The following is a 17,023-nucleotide window of genomic DNA, read 5'->3' as shown; positions in this document are numbered from 1 at the left end:
ATGTTACTCAGAACCTTGCACTGGAAAAGAATAGCCACGCAGCTGCTGCCAAAGCGCGGCTTTCAAACTGCCATCCGCGAGCATTGCCGCCGGCGACGCGCTAAACAATACCGTCAAACCGGCAGACGACAATACCGCATGTTCGAAATACGGCTTCATCTGCTCACCAAACACAATCACGCATTGGGCATTTTGACGCTCAGCGTGCGCCATAACATTACCAAGTAAAGCGTCTTTGGCGGCATCAACCCCCTGAGCTAAACCCAGATTTTTTGCGACCGGCCACTGAAATTTGGCGCTGGAGAATGTCGGCGCCACCGCTATTTTATGATAGGTTTTGACCGCCACAGCAATATTGGCAAGCAAACGCTTTTCAGCGGGACTCAGTGGCTGGGTGCTGGTGTCGGCAACAAGCAGCAAGCCAATACCGGTGCCGACTAGATCAAGTTTGAACACCGGATTGGATTGCGACGCGGTATTCTCTGCGGTCCCGCTATTTTGCTCAGTTTTACTTTCCGGGGCAGCGCGCTTCTGTGCCTTGGCATCAAGATTAAGGCCTTCTAGATCAGCAGCGATACGAGATCGACTCTGACCTTGGTCCGGGCTCGGGATAGCAGCGGTTTTTTCACTATCGCGTTGCGCACTATGCTGCTCATATTCATTTTCAAGATCATAGGATGCTGCGTCGCTGGAGTCGCTATCGTCATAATCTGCAACAGCAAAATCCATCTCACACAGTGGCGAAGCCGCCGCGCCTTCTAGCAAGAAACGCGGCACGTAGCTGTCCACGCCCATCGCCTGCAAATAATCTAAGCGCAGCGCTTCGTTCACTTACACGCCCCTCTGTGGGTGTGCTTTTAGAACACCCGCGTCTAATAAATTTAGCGCGTCTAGATAGGCCTTTACCGATGCCACAATAATATCGGTATCAGCACCGTTACCATTAACAATAGTGCCGTCCTTCTCAAGCCGCACCTGCACTTCGCCCTGTGAGTCCGTGCCGCTGGTAATGGCGTTCACGGAATACAGTAAAAGATTGGCGCCGCTATTAACCAGCACTTCCACAGCTTTGAAGGCGGCATCTACCGGGCCATCCCCTTCAGCCGACGCTTGCTGGGTGTCACCATCGATAAGTAGTTGAATATCTGCATGGGGTTTTGAACCGGTGCGAGACAGTGCTTCTAAACTGACGAAACTATAGCGCGACGTGTACTCAGCAGGCTGTACGTCGCTCATTAAAGCTTGTAGATCTTCATCAAAAATTTCGTGTTTCTTATCTGCCAATTCCTTAAAGCGGGTAAACGCCAAATTCAGTGCCGCTTGGTTATCCAGCGTAATACCCAATTCTTCTAGCCTAGCCTTAAAGGCCGCGCGGCCAGAGTGCTTACCCAAGACTAATTTATTGGCGTTCCAGCCCACATCTTCGGCGCGCATAATTTCATAGGTTTCACGGTATTTTAAAACCCCGTCCTGATGAATACCGGACTCATGTGCGAAGGCGTTCGCGCCCACAATCGCCTTATTCGGCTGAACAACAAAACCGGTTATTGACGATACTAGACGTGAAGTGGCTAGAATTTGAGTAGCGTCAACACTGACCTCAACTGGGAAGATATCCGGCCGCGTACGAACCGCCATCACCAACTCTTCCAGAGACGCATTACCGGCCCGCTCACCCAAACCATTAATAGTGCATTCCACCTGACGGGCGCCATGCATAACAGCCGACAGGGAGTTCGCCACTGCCAAACCCAGATCATTATGGCAATGAACCGAGAAAATGGCTTTGTCGGCGTTCGGAATAGAATTCATCAACCGTCCCACCATCGCGCCGTACTCACCGGGCTCACCATAGCCGACAGTGTCAGGTAAATTGATGGTGCGGGCGCCAGCATCGATCACCTGTTCAATGATGCGACACAGGAACTCATATTCAGAGCGTGATGCGTCTTCACAGGAAAATTCAACATCGCCAACCAAATTACGGGCGTGCTTTACCGCTGCCACTGCACGCTCCACCACATTGTCAGGTGACATCCGGAGCTTATACTCCATATGGATAGGCGACGTGGCAATAAAGGTATGAATACGGCCTGACTCCGCCGGTCGCAAAGCCTCCGCTGCTCGATCTATATCTTCGGCTCCGGTGCGCGCCAAGCTGCATATTGTGCTGCCCTTTATCGCTTCAGCTACGGCCCGAACCGACTCAAAATCGCCCACGCTGGCTATGGCAAAACCCGCTTCAATTACATCGACCCCCATTTTCTCTAGCATCTTGGCTATGCGCACTTTTTCATCGCGCGTCATAGACGCACCGGGGCTCTGCTCGCCGTCACGGAGGGTGGTATCAAAAATAATTAGCCGATCTTTAGCCATGGGGAACTCCTGCAATTATCATTATTTGTCATCCGCTATCGCCAGCGGCGCAAACTATGCCGCAATTATAGTCGGACATGAGGCCCAATTGTTGGCTCTTTTCACCATCCACGGTGGTTTTTTGCCCCCAATACCGGCCAAACTAAGCAAAAATGCCAAGACCACTAAATGAACTTAGGCGAATAATAGCGTCAAACACCGGAGGCATACTGGAAGGATTTTGAGCAAGCACCAATTTAAAGACGTTTCGACTGGTGATTTTGTATACAATTTATCGCAGGGCTGCGGCCTTACTTGAATATAATAGCTCGCAACTAATAGGGAAGCCCATATCTTGCTCACCACCACAAACGGAGTCACCCGCGGCATCATGCAACGCCTATTCATTATTCTGATAGCACTTGGACTACAGTTAGTCACTCTGACTGCAGTGGCAAACGAGCAGGCACCAAAATCGCTGAATGAGTCCCACGCACTCAATGCCAGCACCGTCAGCGAGATCACAAACATAGAAGGCACTACGTTTACGTCTAACCGACGCAAAGATAACGTGTTAAACACCGACTTTGATAAAAATGCAGCGGGGCAACCGTCCTCAGAAGTTGCCTTTACCCTACTTGGGCAAGACATTCTGCGCGGCAGTTTTGAGCGGCTGTACTGGACCGCCGGCCAAGCCATCGCCGGACTCGCCATGCCTACTCCGATTCTTGTTGCCGCCGGCAATAAACCCGGCCCCACACTGTGCTTAACTGCCGCCGTTCACGGCGACGAGCTCAATGGCGTTGAGGCCATACGCCGAGTTATGTTTAGCTTGGAGAGCGACAAATTAAATGGCGTTGTTATCGGTGTACCCATTGTTAATATGCATGGTTTTAGACGCACCTCGCGCTACCTTCCTGATCGCCGCGACCTCAATCGCTACTTTCCCGGCGACCCCAAAGGCAGCTCGGCGGGACGTATTGCCCACAGTTTTTTCAATGAAGTTATCACCCATTGTGATCGCTTGATCGATATCCATACCGGCTCTTTTCACCGTACCAACCTCACCCAGTTGCGTGGTAATTTGGGCAAAGAAAGCGTTTTCCAATTTAGTAAAATGTTCCATGACGTCACCGTGCTAGATGGTGCTGGCGCGCCGGGAACACTGCGTCGAGCGGCGGTAGATGCAGGTATTCCGGCGGTAACTTTAGAAGCTGGCGAACCGCTTCGGCTGCAGCTCAAAGAAGTGATTCAAAGTGTTAACGGTATAAAAGCGGTCATGCACCATTTGGGAATGATCGACCAAAAACCTAATCGCGCGCCAAAACAAAATGTCTTCTACAAATCTACCTGGCTGCGCGCAGATCAAAGCGGCGTATTCCTCACCGAGGCCAAACTAGGTCAAAATGTGAAAAAAGGCGACATCCTGGGCACGGTCACTGACCCTATCACCAACCGCAGTTCCGTGATTAGAAGCAATGTAGATGGCCAAATTATTGGTCTAGCATTAAATCAAATGGTTATGCCTGGCTTTGCCGCCTATCACGTTGGCATTGCCACCGATCAGAAAAAAGTGGCCGCCGATAAAGTCGCCGACAGCGTGGTAGCCGAAGCGCTTGAGCCAGTTGCTGAGAACATGAAAGAAGTGGCCCGTGAAGCGGCGCAAACCGCCGCGAGAACCAGCAACGATCCCGCTACCGTCGGCGCCGCTGCTCGCAAAGCCGTTCAAAATGCAGCGCGCAATGCCTCCCAATTGGTAGATCAACCCGCGAGCGATGTGAATAAAAATGCAGCGCAACGCGGCGGAAGCCGAGCTACAACAGAATCTATTAGCTCTGAGCGCCCCAATGACGAGCTGGAAGAACATCCGGAATAGCGAGTATAAAATAATAAGTGGGCGCCACAGTATCGAATCAATGTAGGGCATACCAATTAATGGTAAGCCCTCGCATTTTAAGCAAAGCGCTCTTAGATATTAAAATCTTGGCTACTGTTCAATTGCCCTACTATGGATATTGCGCGATTTGCGTTTCAAGTAATGATCATACTGCATGAGCGGCGCTAATTACTGGCTACAATCAGACATAAACTCGGCATGAAATATTATTCGCAGACTACAAATTATTTTCAATGGGCGGAGATAAGCAATAGCCCCCTCTTATTCTCAGTGTTTTCTAATCATGCGGCTTGATAAATTTATTTGTAAAAGCACCACCCTAAACAAGCGTGAGGCTATCGCAAAAATCGCGGCTGGTGCGGTTTATGTTAATGGTGTTATTGAGACCAATGAAGCCATTCAAGTGCATGAGAACAACAGCATAATCTTAAATGGCGAAAGACTGAGAGCCAGAGATTTTCGCTATATTGTGATGCATAAACCAGCGGGCACTATTTGCTCTAATATCGATGAGTTTTATCCCTCGCTATTCAATTACTTAGACATTGAGAACGTTTCTGAACTGCATATCGCTGGTCGTTTGGATTCAGATACCACCGGCATGGTATTAATAACTGATGACGGCCGCTGGTCATTTAATATCATGGCGCCCACCACACAGTGCAGCAAAGTCTATCGTGTTGGTTTATCCCGGGCGATTGGCGATGATGTCGACGCTATTTTTAAAAATGGAGTGAAATTACAGGGTGAAAAGCAATTAACGCGGCCGGCAATCTTAAATATCGTCAGTAACAAAGAGGTACTTTTAAGCCTTACAGAAGGGCGATTTCATCAGGTTAAACGCATGTTTGCTGCAGTTGGTAACCGCGTGATTTCGCTTCATAGAGAAAAGATCGGCGACCTTAGCCTAGATCTCGATATTGGCCAGTGGCGCTACTTAACGGCCGATGAAGTCCAATCATTTAATAAGTCGTTATATTCTTGCCAGTAGCAGTTCTTAGATATTCCGCCATGATACATAGCGCCAGCGAAGGCCAAACGCTAATTCTTCTAGAGCTGCTTGCTGGGAATGACACCCACTTCCCCCAATATCCACCCATAACGATTGCGGGCAGATGAATCTTATATAGCAGTCCAGCGCGGTATTCCTAGCCTCGACATCTTAGGCGCGAACAAAAAATCTACCGGTCATTTAATGACTTACACCACTAAGCTCTACGCTGCTGCGGAGCTGGCTTAACTTTACGTTCCGCTGCATGACTTTGCCGAAATTCTGTCACCCGTGCGTCTTCACCTAACTCAAAGCGGCTTACCATGTGATTGAGTTCTTGAGCTTGACCAGAGAGCTCTTCGGCAGCGCTAGAAGACTCCTCGGAGTCTGCTGCGGTTCGCTGCACAACCTGATCCATATCGGAAATGGCCAAGTGAATTTGTTCTATGCCACTACTTTGGGCCTCGCTTGCGGCGGTGATTTCATTGACGATATTCGTCACTTTGCCGACGGCGCCGGTGATACCCGTAAGCTGACCATTTACATCGTTAGTTAGACGACCACCATCTTCAGCAGATTCCTCGGACTGTGCGATTAGGCCAGCGGTTTTAGTCGCTGCTTCTTTTGCTCGCTGCGCTAAACTGCGAACCTCTGCCGCGACAACCGCGAAGCTGCGTCCCGATTCACCAGCTCTAGCGGCCTCTACCGCCGCATTCAAGGCCAGCAAATTAGTCTGAATGGCAATGTCATTAATATCACTGATAATAGTTTGGGTATCTTTAGCTGCGGCTTTAATACGGTCCATCGCGGCCAGCATTTCAGTCATGGTGTCACTGCCACTTTTAGCGAGATCTTGGGTTTCCATAACTAATTGCTGTGCATGACGGGTATTGGCGACGTTTTTGCGCGTCTGCTCCGCCACGTCATCGAGTGAGCGCGTCGTCTCTTCCAGTGATGCCGCCTGCTGCGAAGCGCCAACCGCGACCGAATGGCTGCTTGAGGCGATCAAACCAGATGCCGCAGTCACTTGCTTAGATGACTCAAGCACATGGGACATAGAATCTCGCAACTGCGAAACTGCGGTATTCACTGATTGTTTTAAGACATCAAACTGGCCGAGATAATTGCCGCATACCTGCTCGCTAAGAACATTTTCAGCAACCGACTGCATTACCGCTGAAACTTCATTTATTGGCGCGGTAATAGCGTCAAGCATCGCATTGATATTTTCAAGCAAACTTAAATTATCCCCGCTCGTACCCTCTAGGTTTGCACGATTTTCTAAACGACCTTCTTGGGCGGCAAGGATTAAGGACTCAACCTCTGCCACTGTTTCTTTGCGCTCAGTAATATTAGTGGCGTATTTCACAACCTTAAAGACTTTGCCACTAAAGTCCTTAATAGGCGTATAAGAGGCCTGAATCCAGACATCGCTACCGTCTTTATGCTTGCGACAAAACTCGCCCACTTGCGCCTCACCGTTCGCTAAGGCTTCCCAAAAACGGAGATACTCAGTGGATTTCTGATAGGCGGAATCAACAAATAGACTGTGATGCTTACCCACAACTGCGCCCAACTCATACCCCAAAGCGCTTAAGAAATTATCATTGGCGGTGATAATTTTGCCATCAGTCTCAAATTGAATAACCGCTTGCGACGCACTTATGCCTGTAATTTGGCCCTCATAATCAGCATTGCGCAACTTCTGTGCGGTAACATCACTCGCGTATTTCACCACCTTAAAAACTTTACCCTTGATATCTTTGATAGGCGTATAGGAGGCTTGTATCCAAACGTCGCCGCCATCTTTTCGAATTCGACGAAATTCGCCAGTTTGAGCTTCGCCAGCCGCTAACGCAGCCCAAAAGCGACGATACTCTTCAGATTGGCCATATTTTTGTTCAACAAACATGCTGTGACGTTTCCCTATAACTTCGTCCGCTCGATAGCCTAGGGCTTTCAGGAAATTGTCGTTAGCCGAAATGATCTGGCCATCGGTTTTAAATTGAATAACAGCCTGCGACGCGCTGATGCCCTCAATTTGGCCACGGAAGTCCGCGTTCTGAATTTTTTGCGCGGTTATGTCGCTAGCGTATTTAACGATTTTAAATACCTTGCCGTTCATATCTTTTATCGGAGTGTATGAAGCTTGGATCCAAATATCGTGACCTTGCTTATGGCGTCGGCAGAATTCACCGGTCTGGGCTTCGCCCAATGCGAGCGCTGCCCAGAACCGGCGGTAGTCGTCGGACTGCTTATAAGCGGGATCGACAAACATACTGTGATGCCTAGCAACTACCTCTTCGCGATTGTAGCCAACGGCATGCAAAAAATTATCGTTGGCGGAAATAATTTTGCCATCGATTTCAAACTGAATAACCGCCTGAGAAATGCCAATACCTTCAATTTGCCCCTGAAAATCTGCATTGCGGAGTTTTTGCTCAGTGATGTCTGATGCATATTTCACCACCTTGAATACTTTACCTTCTAAGTCTTTGATCGGTGTATAAGTGGCTTGCAACCAAATGTTCTTTCCGCTTTTAGTGACTCGACTAAACTCACCGACTTTAGCCTGACCATTGCTGAGATCTGTCCAAAACCGTCGATATTCGGCTGATTGACGATAAGTAGGATCAACAAACATACTGTGGTGCTTACCCACAACTTCATTCCGGGTATAACCCACCGCCTTTAAAAAGTTATCATTGGCCAAGGTGATAGTGCCTGAGACATCAAATTGAATAACAGCCTGATTCAAGCCGATGCCTTCAATCTGGCCTTTATAATCAATATTTCGAAGCTTCTGAGAAGTGATATCCGCCGCCACTTTTACAATCCGGCTGACGTTTCCGGACTTATCAAAAACGGGATTGTATGAGGCTTGTATCCAAAAGAGGCTGCCATCTTTAGCGAAACGACAGAACTCTCCGGTCTGTGCATCACCATCGCGAAGCGAAGCCCAAAACTCTTTATACTCCGATGTTCTGGCGTAACCGGGTTCTACAAAAATGCGATGATGAGCGCCCTCTAGCTCTGTTTCGGTGTAGCCAGTGATAGCTAGGAAATTTTGATTAGCATTGACAATACTGCCGTCAGGCTCAAATTCGATGATTGCCTGAGACGCACTGATCGCGTCAAACGTACTAGACAAGCGCGCATAATCGGACGCTATTGATCTTTTCGCCGGCATGGCAACCTCACATTATTATTTAAAGTGGCTACAGCCGGCACCTTCTTAACAGGCAAAAAATCAGCTGGAATTACATCACAATAGGCCCGATCTGAGAATATAACTATAGGTAATACTGCGCATCATTCGAGGTGTTAGATAGCAGGGCGCGCCACTCGGGGCGCCTATCTGACGTTCTTATAGACTTGCTAAAGCAGAAAAGCCAAGGTCTCTCTCCAGTTGAGCGGCCAAGCTAAATAGGGTTTCTTCGTCGTTCATCCGACCGGTAAATTGCATGCCTACCGGCAAACCATCGGCGCTGCTATGCAGTGGCACAGACATGCAAGGCAGTCCGCTTATATTGCCCATAATGGTGAAGGCCATTTTTTCGAGAACCGGCGACGCCATCTGCTCCACCAGTCCAGAACGCATTAATAGTTTGCCAATATTGAGACGATGAGACGCCAGCATGAGTAGCTCTTCAACTTTGCTATTAGGCAATTGGCCGTGGGGCACGGCTGGGGTGGGCACAGTGGGACATAGCATCACGTCGTGACGCTCTAATAATTTACCCATAGCCAACTGAACATCGTGCCAGCCTTTTTTTGCACACACCAAATCGGCAGCACTTAGTGAGCGGCCGATCATTGCCATATTCTTCGTAGCGGGCTCAAATTTATCTACACACGCCCTGCCGTATAGAGTGCGGTAATTGTCGACCATTGCGCCGACCTCGGCGCAGACCACCACAAAGAAATCACGCCAAAAATGAGTGATATCGATATCTGGCTCTACCTCAATGACCTCGTGGCCAAGATCTTGTAATTGTTTGGCGGTTTTATTTAAGGCTGCTTCTACATCGGGGTGCAAGGCAGTATTGAGCAAGGGCTTACGACTCAGGGCAATGCGCAGTGACTTTGGATCGCGCTCGGTGGCGGCCAAAAAAGAACCCGATGGTAGGCCAATATTATAGGGCGCGCCAATGTCATGACCGCTGCTACAGTCCAACATCGCGGCGCTATCACGCACGCTGCGCGTTAATACATGCTCGGCCACGGCTCCCTGCCAGTCTTCACCTTGATCAGGGCCGAGGGGGTTTCGTCCTCTGGAGGGTTTTAGGCCAAAAACACCGCACCACGATGCGGGGAATCGAATAGAACCCCCGCCGTCGCCGCCGTGAGCCATTGGAACAATACCCGCCGCCACTGCCGCCGCACTGCCACCAGAGGAACCGCCGGTGCTGTAACCTAATTTATGAGGATTATGGCTAACACCATGAACCTTGGGCTCAGTAGTAATAATCAGGCCGAATTCAGGGGTATTGGTTTTGGCGAATATATTTACCCCACTGGCTTTGTAGCGACGCACTAATTCGCTGTCATAATCCGGCACCGCCGTCATACCCCGACTGCCCATTGTGAGCGGTTCGCCGGCAAACGCCGCCAGTAAATCCTTCAATACGAAGGGCACCCCCGTGAAGGGACCGTCGGCAAGACCGTCTTTAATGTGCTGGAATGCCCTATTATCAAAGCGATGAATAAGCGCATTAAGACGCGGATTAACCGCATTAACTCGCGCAATCGCAGCCTCTAATAGCTCTGACGACGTAAGCTCTCCCGCCTGCACCAACATCGACAGGCCCATTGCATCATACTGACCGTATTCTTTAAACATCCCCACCCCCGCAGTCTATTTATGTGGAACTAGCAAGCCACGCCCAGCCATTAAAAATGAGCAAATTGGCTTTGCTGTGTAAATAATTAAAATGCCTTTGGCCGAACAGCCAATTTCGCGCTACAGTATTGAATCTGGGCAAACAAATAAACAACTTCCCAGAGCGAACATTCACTATGCAAATGATCCATGCAACACCTTTAATTCATAACAATACAAGGTTGTAGCTATGCCGCTATCCAAAGACATTCTTGACGAAATACGTGTCCTCACCCAGTTTAACCCGGCTTCCGCACTGGAAGGCATTAAGGTACATCACACCGCCGATCAAAGCACCATAGCCGCCACCCAGCGACTATATGCAAAAGAACTGATTACTCTGCCAGACGGCGGCTACCTGACTAATAGTGGCCAAGAAGTCATTCGCCATTTGGACAGTCTAGTCACGGTTCTACAATGCAAAGAGGCCCTAGTTGCCTGACACGCTTAGCCTCTGTGGTCGGCAAATAGAAACGCTCTAACTATTGCCGACCATGAACACTGCTGTTCGCATTACGTGATTCTGTCACCAGTTTTCAGATACACTCTCGATTCGCCCCGATTACAGAGCAACTTATGGATCCCCTTACCCAAGGATTACTTGGCGCAGTCGCTGTTCGCAACTCTGGCAATATCAACGCAAAACGCGGCACTGTGCTTGTACTCGGCTTTTTAGCCGGCATGGCCGCCGATTTAGACGTGCTAATTCGCTCTAAAAGCGACCCCTTACTGTTTTTGGAATTTCACCGCCAATTCACCCATTCGCTGATTTTCATCCCCTTGGGCGGCCTCATCTGCGGCTTGGTTTTATACAAGCTAATGGGCCGGCGAAACACCAATCTCAGCTGGCAACAATCTGTGCTGTTTTGCACCCTGGGCTACGCCACACACGCCCTGCTCGATACCTGCACGACTTATGGCACCCAACTCTATTGGCCATTTAGCAATGAGCGTGTGTCATGGAATGTGATGTCGATTATCGACCCGCTATACACTCTACCCATTGCCGGATTACTGATTCTAAGTGTGCGCAAACACTGGCGCTGGACGGCTCCTATGGCGCTGTTTTGGGTGTTTGCCTACCCTAGTTTAGGGTGGTTACAGCGAGATCGCGCCGAGGCGGTAGGCTACCAATTAGCAGCCAGCCGGGGTCACGTCGTTCGCAGCTTGGAGGCAAAGCCCTCCTTCGGCAATATCCTGCTTTGGAAAATCGTCTATCGCACAGATGAAGCCTATTACATCGACGCCGTGCGGGTCGGCAGTGAGCCCAAAGTGTTTACCGGCGACAGTATTCCCTTGCTCAAACTCAGCTCAGATCTACCATGGCTGGTTGCCAATAGTCGGCAAGCGACAGACATTGAGCGCTTTCGCTGGTTCTCCCAAGGTTATATTGCTCTAGACCCCAACGACCCCAATCGCATTATCGATATCCGCTATTCTTTGTTGCCCAATGAACTGGATGCGCTCTGGAGTATACAGCTGTCGCCAGACTCGCCAGACAGCGCGGTGAGCTATCAAACCCATCGCGCTGACGGCAGGGCCAAACTCAATCAACTATGGCAAATGCTGACCCACTAAGCCCAGGCCAAAACCCAAAACCAATATCGCCACACACAAACAACGCGGATTCCCCATGGTTAAGCTTGCAGTCCTGGATTTATCGCCGATCACCGCCGACGGCAACGCCAGCACCTCACTAAAAAACAGTTTGTCGCTGGCCCAACATACCGAAAAGTGGGGTTTCAATCGTTACTGGCTCGCCGAACACCACAATATGCAGGGCATCGCCAGTGCGGCGACAGCGGTGGTTATCGGCCACATTGCCGCCGGCACCAAAACCATTCGGGTTGGCGCCGGCGGCATAATGCTGCCCAACCACGCACCCCTCATTATTGCTGAGCAATTCGGCACCTTAGAGGCGCTATTCCCAAACCGCATTGATTTGGGTCTTGGCCGAGCGCCGGGAACAGATCAAATAACTGCACACGCCATGCGTCGCAACTTAAACGCCGACCTTGATCAGTTTCCCACAGATGTCGTTGAGCTAATGGGATATTTTGGCGAACCGCATGCGGGGCAAAAGATCCATGCAGTACCGGGAACAGGCCTCAACATTCCCTTTTGGATTTTAGGCTCCAGCCTATTTGGCGCCCAATTAGCAGCTTCGCTTGGTCTACCCTACGCCTTCGCATCGCATTTTGCCCCCGAACAAATGCTTAATGCGATCGCCGTATACCGCGAACGCTTCCGCCCCTCTGCCCAACTGAGCAAACCTTATGTGATGCTTGGCTACAACGTTTTTGCCGCCGACACCGATGCCCAAGCACACTATTTGGCGAGCTCGATGCAGCGCGCTTTCGTTAATTTACGACGCGGTCAACCAGGAAAACTCCAGCCCCCTGCAGACAACTACCTCGCGCAATTATCAGCCAGCGACCAAATGCTACTCCAGCAAATTATGTCCTACTCGGCCATTGGCGCTGCACATACAGTACAGCGCGAAATGCAAAAATTTATCGACCTGACTCAGGCTGACGAGTTAATGATTACCTCACAGATATACTCCCATGAGGCCCGTCTCCATTCTTATGAAATTGTGTCGTCACTGCAGTCCCAGCTCAGCTAGTTTTCGGCGGGTATCAAGCCGTCTGTAAATGCACAGCGCGACGAAAGCAGCCAGCCATAACAACAGCAGTGTTTAGCCGTAGGACGGGAAAAGAGACGGTGCTAAAACGAGGCGGCGAACTTCGTCGCCAAACTGCCTGCTAACAAGCCGTCTGGCGACATATGAAGTGGCAGGTTTATTTGCCAATGCTTTCGTTGAGTACCCGCACCTCGCGCTGAGGGAATGGAATCTGGAAGCCATTGTCACGCATTGCTTCGAATATCATCAGTAGTAGATCGCCACCGACACGGTTTTTACCGTCATCTATGCCAATCATCCAAAACTCAACAAACATATTCACGCCGGAATCGCCAAAGCTATCTATCTCACAATCTGGCCGCTCTTCAAAGGGAATATCCTCACCGCTAATCACCTGTTCATGTGATGCCACGGTTTCCTTGATGATCTCCACCAATTGACGAATATCCGAATCGTAGGCTACCGAGAAATCGACACGGTAACGCTGCTTTTTATTCTTGTGGGTCCAGTTGGTAAAGCTCTCGGTCACGAACTTTTCGTTTGGCACCATGATGTCTTTGCCATCATAGGTCTCTAATGTCGTCGACCTAAGGGTCAGTTCACGAACGACCCCGGTCCTGCCGTCCTCAAGCTCAATATAATCATCAAGTGCAACTGAGCGATCAAGCAGAATAATAATGCCCGAAATAAAATTGGACGCAATCGCCTGTAAGCCAAAGCCCAGACCAACACCGAGGGCGCCACCAAACACCGCCAAGGCGGTCAGATTAATCCCCATGACCTGCAATAGCAGTAAGAAAATCACCACAAAGATAGCGACTTCCAAGAGCTTTGCAGCCACTTCCTTGGTGCGAAAATCGAGCTTTGGCTGTCGTCGAATGATCTCCTGGCCGGTACTACTTGAAACTCGTCCCAACCAAAACAATAGCGATCCAAACAAGACCACCCTGACAATGCCATACACCGAAATCTCGATATTACCGACGGTCAATTGCATGGCTTCAAGAACCGCTATGATCGGTTCAAGCACATTTAATAAATGTAATAACAGCAGTGGCTGGCCGACCCAGCGGAATACAAAAATAATGAATTCATTTTTGACGTGGTCACGAACTATTGATCTGTAAACCAACATCATGGCGACGATTAAGGCGGCACGTATCAGCCAGGATTCACCGAAAAAGCTCTGACTCAACTGAACAGCTAAACTCAATGCCAGAATGGCGAGCAGAGGAAAGATAAGAACGCCTAATTTACCAGTTAACTTGCGCAGAGGCTTGAGCGGCGCGTTTGCCGGTGCATCTGCAAACAGTGGCACAAACTTACGAATATAGGTGCTTATAAAAAAGGTTAATCCAAAGATCACCAACACCAGCCCGAGCTGGGCATAGGTTTCGGTTTGCAGCACCGCGGTCACCACCTGATTACCGAGGTCTGTAAAACTTTGCTTATAATTCTGAAAATTCACGCTGGCTACTCTTACTTTTTGTTATCAGAGGGCAGAATCTCACACCTTCCACCCTTTTAGAACATACATTTTTACACGCCGACGGCGCCTCACATAAATTAAAGCACCAGTCACAGCATATCGTCGCCGTATTCATTCTCTATATTAGCCGAGGTCAACACCCTATTCAGGCATATTAAATACATCACAGACTTTAGCTTCAAGACATTAAGGCGCGGACTGCCCAATACTGCCTTCAGACGCCACCCGCATTTACTCAGCGAAGCGTTTTGCTCTGGGAACAAAAGATCAATCGAAGCAAGCCCAAGCAATATATTCTGAGAGTCGATGGCGAGAGAAATACCCTAAACGCAAAAACGCCCTCAGGTGAGGGCGTTTTTGCGTCATCAAGTAACACTATTACGGCCGGTGAAAGCCGCCGCAGTATTATTTAATAAACAGCATTTCAGCGTACTTAGGCAGTGGCCACAAGTCATCCGCGACCAGTGCTTCTAAGGCATCTGCATGAGCACGCACTTCGAGCATTAAGCTACACAAGGTGCTTGCCGAATACTGCATATGCGCTTCAGTAGAGTCAAAATCGTGGACGTCTAATGCAGCGCTTAAGGCAGCGACCGAGGTCATCATGGCATTGGCTTCTTTAGCAACAGCGGCAGCTACTCCGCTGTCCAAAGTAATATTCAATGCTGCCATTGAAGACGCGGTACCAGCCAGCTGCGACAAGTACTCAATAGCTGCTGGGTAAATGCTAGTAGTGGCCATATCAACAACCAACTTGGCTTCTACTTCAATCGACAGCAGATACTGCTCCGAATAAACCTCAAAACGGCTTTCAAGCTCAACCGGCGTTAATACCCCGGTGCCAGAAAACAGCTTAACAACAGACTCTTCACGCAGTGCAGGTAGGGCATCAGCCGAGGTCGGCAGATTCTTCAAGCCGCGATCTTCAACAGCCATACGGTGCCATTCTGCAGAGTATCCGTCGCCACCAAAAATAACATTGCTGTGGCCGTCCATCAGTTCCTTCAATACTTTGACTGCGGCTACCGGCTTACTGGTACCAGTTGCTAATTCAGCTTCAAGCTTGTCGGCAATCCAGTTCAATGAATCAGCTAACATGGTATTCATCGCCACCAGCGGACCTGAGACTGAGGCAGAAGAACCTACCGCACGGAACTCAAAACGGTTACCGGTGAAAGCAAACGGAGAAGTACGGTTACGGTCACCGGGATCGCGTTCAAATTTAAGAATTTGGCTCAAGCCCAAATCCATAAGGCCGCCAACTTCTGACTTCAGCAACTTGCCTTCTTTGATATCGTTAAACACGCGCTCAAGCTGGTCGCCCAAGTAAACAGACAGGATAGCCGGAGGGGCTTCGTTTGCACCCAAGCGATGATCGTTCGATGCAGATGCGATAACGGCGCGCAAAAGCGGGCCATAAAGGTGCACGCCACGAATTACTGCACCACAAAAGAGCAGGAAGTTAATGTTTTCATGGGGAGTGCTACCTGGATCAAGGAGATTACCCTGAGTTGCATTACCCACTGACCAGTTCACGTGTTTGCCTGAACCGTTAACACCAGCGAAGGGTTTTTCGTGTAATAGACACATAAAACCATGACGCTTTGCCGTTAATTTCAGCACTGTCATGAGCAGCTGCTGATGGTCAGATGCGACATTTGCAGCTTCAAAGTAAGGTGCAATTTCAAACTGACCGGGAGCCACTTCATTGTGGTGGGTCTTAGCTGGAATACCCAAGCGGTAAAGCTGGTCTTCAAAGTCTTGCATGAAGATCTGAACACGCTCAGGGATTGCACCAAAGTAATGATCATCAAACTGCTGGCCTTTAGCTGGCGCTGCGCCAAACAAAGTCCGGCCGGCCAACAGCAAGTCTGGACGACTATTGGCAAAGTTAGAATCAATCAGGAAGTATTCTTGCTCAGCACCGCAGCTAGAGTTCAGCGCCGCAATTTCGGTTTCGCCCATCAGCGACAACACCCGCTGACCTGCTTTATTCATGGCAGAATTCGAGCGCAGCAAAGGGATTTTCTTATCTAGCGCTTCACCTGTCCAGCTCATAAAAACGCTAGGAATCATCAAGGTTGCGCCGTTATCGGTGTGCATAATATAGGCGGGGCTACTTGGATCCCATGCAGTATATCCGCGCGCCGCATTGGTCATCCGCAGGCTACCGTTGGGGAAGGATGAACCGTCCGGCTCGCCCTTAATTAACAAGCTACCGGTAAATTCGGTGATCGCATTACCATCTGAATTGGTAATAATAAAGCCATCATGCTTCTCAGCAGTGGCATTGGTCATGGGGTAAAAAATGTGCGAGAAAAACTTAACACCTTTGCCAAGCGCCCAATCTTTCATGGCCGCAGCGACAACATCAGCGGTGGCTGGAGCAAGTGGCTCGCCAGTTTGTACGGTAGTCTTGATGGCTTTGAAAGCGTTTTTAGACAGCGCTTCCTCCATCTTCGCAAGATTAAAGACATCGCTTGCCCAGATCTTGCTCAGAGGCTCAGGCATCGTAACGTCTGTGGTTTTACGATTTACTATTTGGGAAACAGCTTGAACACGCGCTTGGTTGCGACTCATGTAAGGAGACCTCGCCTTATTAGTTAGAAAATTAAGTAATCTGTATCACTCGAGTTTGCTGAGAGGACCAGGAACTGAAATGATTAGGCGGATGCCTGCAAAATCTGCACCAGCCTAACCTAAAACTGCGTTACCGGAGCAAATATTTCTGTTTACCTCAATGTAGGCGACTGAAAAGCGAGCTT

At 49.5% G+C, this 17,023-nt stretch carries 11 protein-coding genes; 5 read left to right on the top strand and 6 right to left on the bottom strand.

Annotated features, from left to right (window positions below; genetic code table 11):
• Positions 1-3: 3 nt before the first annotated feature.
• Both AB4875_RS07035 and AB4875_RS07030 read right to left on the bottom strand, forming a co-directional pair.
• Entirely contained in the window at positions 4-831 is an 828-nt protein-coding gene (locus AB4875_RS07035; RefSeq protein ID WP_368375343.1) for a hypothetical protein, read from the bottom strand.
• On the bottom strand, positions 832-2,376 hold the full coding sequence (locus AB4875_RS07030; protein WP_368375342.1) for a 2-isopropylmalate synthase: 1,545 nt from the start codon (positions 2,374-2,376) through the stop codon (positions 832-834).
• 334 nt (positions 2,377-2,710) lie between these two features.
• Between AB4875_RS07030 and AB4875_RS07025 the strand changes: the two genes are divergently transcribed.
• Positions 2,711-4,231, top strand: a complete 1,521-nt coding sequence (locus AB4875_RS07025) for a succinylglutamate desuccinylase/aspartoacylase family protein (RefSeq protein ID WP_368375341.1) — start codon at positions 2,711-2,713, stop codon at positions 4,229-4,231.
• A gap of 304 nt (positions 4,232-4,535) precedes the next feature.
• Positions 4,536-5,243, top strand: coding sequence for a pseudouridine synthase (locus tag AB4875_RS07020; RefSeq protein WP_368375340.1), 708 nt, complete (start codon positions 4,536-4,538; stop codon positions 5,241-5,243).
• Positions 5,244-5,460: 217 nt separating this feature from the next.
• Here AB4875_RS07020 and AB4875_RS07015 read toward each other — a convergent pair whose 3' ends face one another.
• Together AB4875_RS07015 and AB4875_RS07010 are read right to left on the bottom strand one after the other, a co-directional pair.
• Complete coding sequence (locus AB4875_RS07015) at positions 5,461-8,433, bottom strand: methyl-accepting chemotaxis protein (protein ID WP_368375339.1); 2,973 nt, start codon at positions 8,431-8,433, stop codon at positions 5,461-5,463.
• Between the two features lie 177 nt (positions 8,434-8,610).
• On the bottom strand, positions 8,611-10,086 hold the full coding sequence (locus AB4875_RS07010; RefSeq protein ID WP_368375338.1) for an amidase: 1,476 nt from the start codon (positions 10,084-10,086) through the stop codon (positions 8,611-8,613).
• Between the two features lie 229 nt (positions 10,087-10,315).
• Here AB4875_RS07010 and AB4875_RS07005 point away from each other — a divergent pair, with 229 nt between their 5' ends.
• From AB4875_RS07005 to AB4875_RS06995, 3 genes are all read left to right on the top strand, one after another.
• Positions 10,316-10,567 carry a TIGR02647 family protein gene (locus AB4875_RS07005; RefSeq protein ID WP_368375337.1) on the top strand — a complete coding sequence of 84 codons (252 nt, stop codon included), beginning with the start codon at positions 10,316-10,318 and terminating at the stop codon, positions 10,565-10,567.
• Between the two features lie 134 nt (positions 10,568-10,701).
• Positions 10,702-11,703: a metal-dependent hydrolase gene (locus AB4875_RS07000; protein WP_368375336.1), complete on the top strand. Its 1,002-nt coding sequence runs from the start codon at positions 10,702-10,704 to the stop codon at positions 11,701-11,703.
• A 55-nt stretch (positions 11,704-11,758) separates the two neighbouring features.
• On the top strand, positions 11,759-12,751 hold the full coding sequence (locus tag AB4875_RS06995) for an LLM class flavin-dependent oxidoreductase (RefSeq protein WP_368375335.1): 993 nt from the start codon (positions 11,759-11,761) through the stop codon (positions 12,749-12,751).
• 175 nt (positions 12,752-12,926) lie between these two features.
• On the opposite strand, the gene AB4875_RS06990 is transcribed toward AB4875_RS06995, so the two are convergent.
• Positions 12,927-14,237 (bottom strand): mechanosensitive ion channel family protein, encoded by a 1,311-nt coding sequence (locus AB4875_RS06990; RefSeq protein WP_368375334.1) that lies wholly within the window; start codon positions 14,235-14,237, stop codon positions 12,927-12,929.
• Between the two features lie 426 nt (positions 14,238-14,663).
• Complete coding sequence (locus AB4875_RS06985; protein WP_368375333.1) at positions 14,664-16,838, bottom strand: glutamine synthetase III family protein; 2,175 nt, start codon at positions 16,836-16,838, stop codon at positions 14,664-14,666.
• Positions 16,839-17,023 lie beyond the last annotated feature (185 nt).

This window comes from Zhongshania sp. R06B22, from assembly GCF_040892595.1.
GTDB lineage: Bacteria > Pseudomonadota > Gammaproteobacteria > Pseudomonadales > Spongiibacteraceae > Spongiibacter > Spongiibacter arctica.
Note: the sequence above shows the minus strand (reverse complement) of the source record. Positions and strands in the feature narration are given on the sequence as shown.

Coding starts and splice junctions, on each gene's coding strand:
- AB4875_RS07030 (WP_368375342.1), bottom strand. CDS start 2,376: ATGGCTAAAGATCGGCTAATTATTTTTGATACCACCCTCCGTGACGGC.
- AB4875_RS07015 (WP_368375339.1), bottom strand. CDS start 8,433: ATGCCGGCGAAAAGATCAATAGCGTCCGATTATGCGCGCTTGTCTAGT.
- AB4875_RS06985 (WP_368375333.1), bottom strand. CDS start 16,838: ATGAGTCGCAACCAAGCGCGTGTTCAAGCTGTTTCCCAAATAGTAAAT.
- AB4875_RS06995 (WP_368375335.1), top strand. CDS start 11,759: ATGGTTAAGCTTGCAGTCCTGGATTTATCGCCGATCACCGCCGACGGC.
- AB4875_RS07010 (WP_368375338.1), bottom strand. CDS start 10,086: ATGTTTAAAGAATACGGTCAGTATGATGCAATGGGCCTGTCGATGTTG.
- AB4875_RS07020 (WP_368375340.1), top strand. CDS start 4,536: ATGCGGCTTGATAAATTTATTTGTAAAAGCACCACCCTAAACAAGCGT.
- AB4875_RS07005 (WP_368375337.1), top strand. CDS start 10,316: ATGCCGCTATCCAAAGACATTCTTGACGAAATACGTGTCCTCACCCAG.
- AB4875_RS07000 (WP_368375336.1), top strand. CDS start 10,702: ATGGATCCCCTTACCCAAGGATTACTTGGCGCAGTCGCTGTTCGCAAC.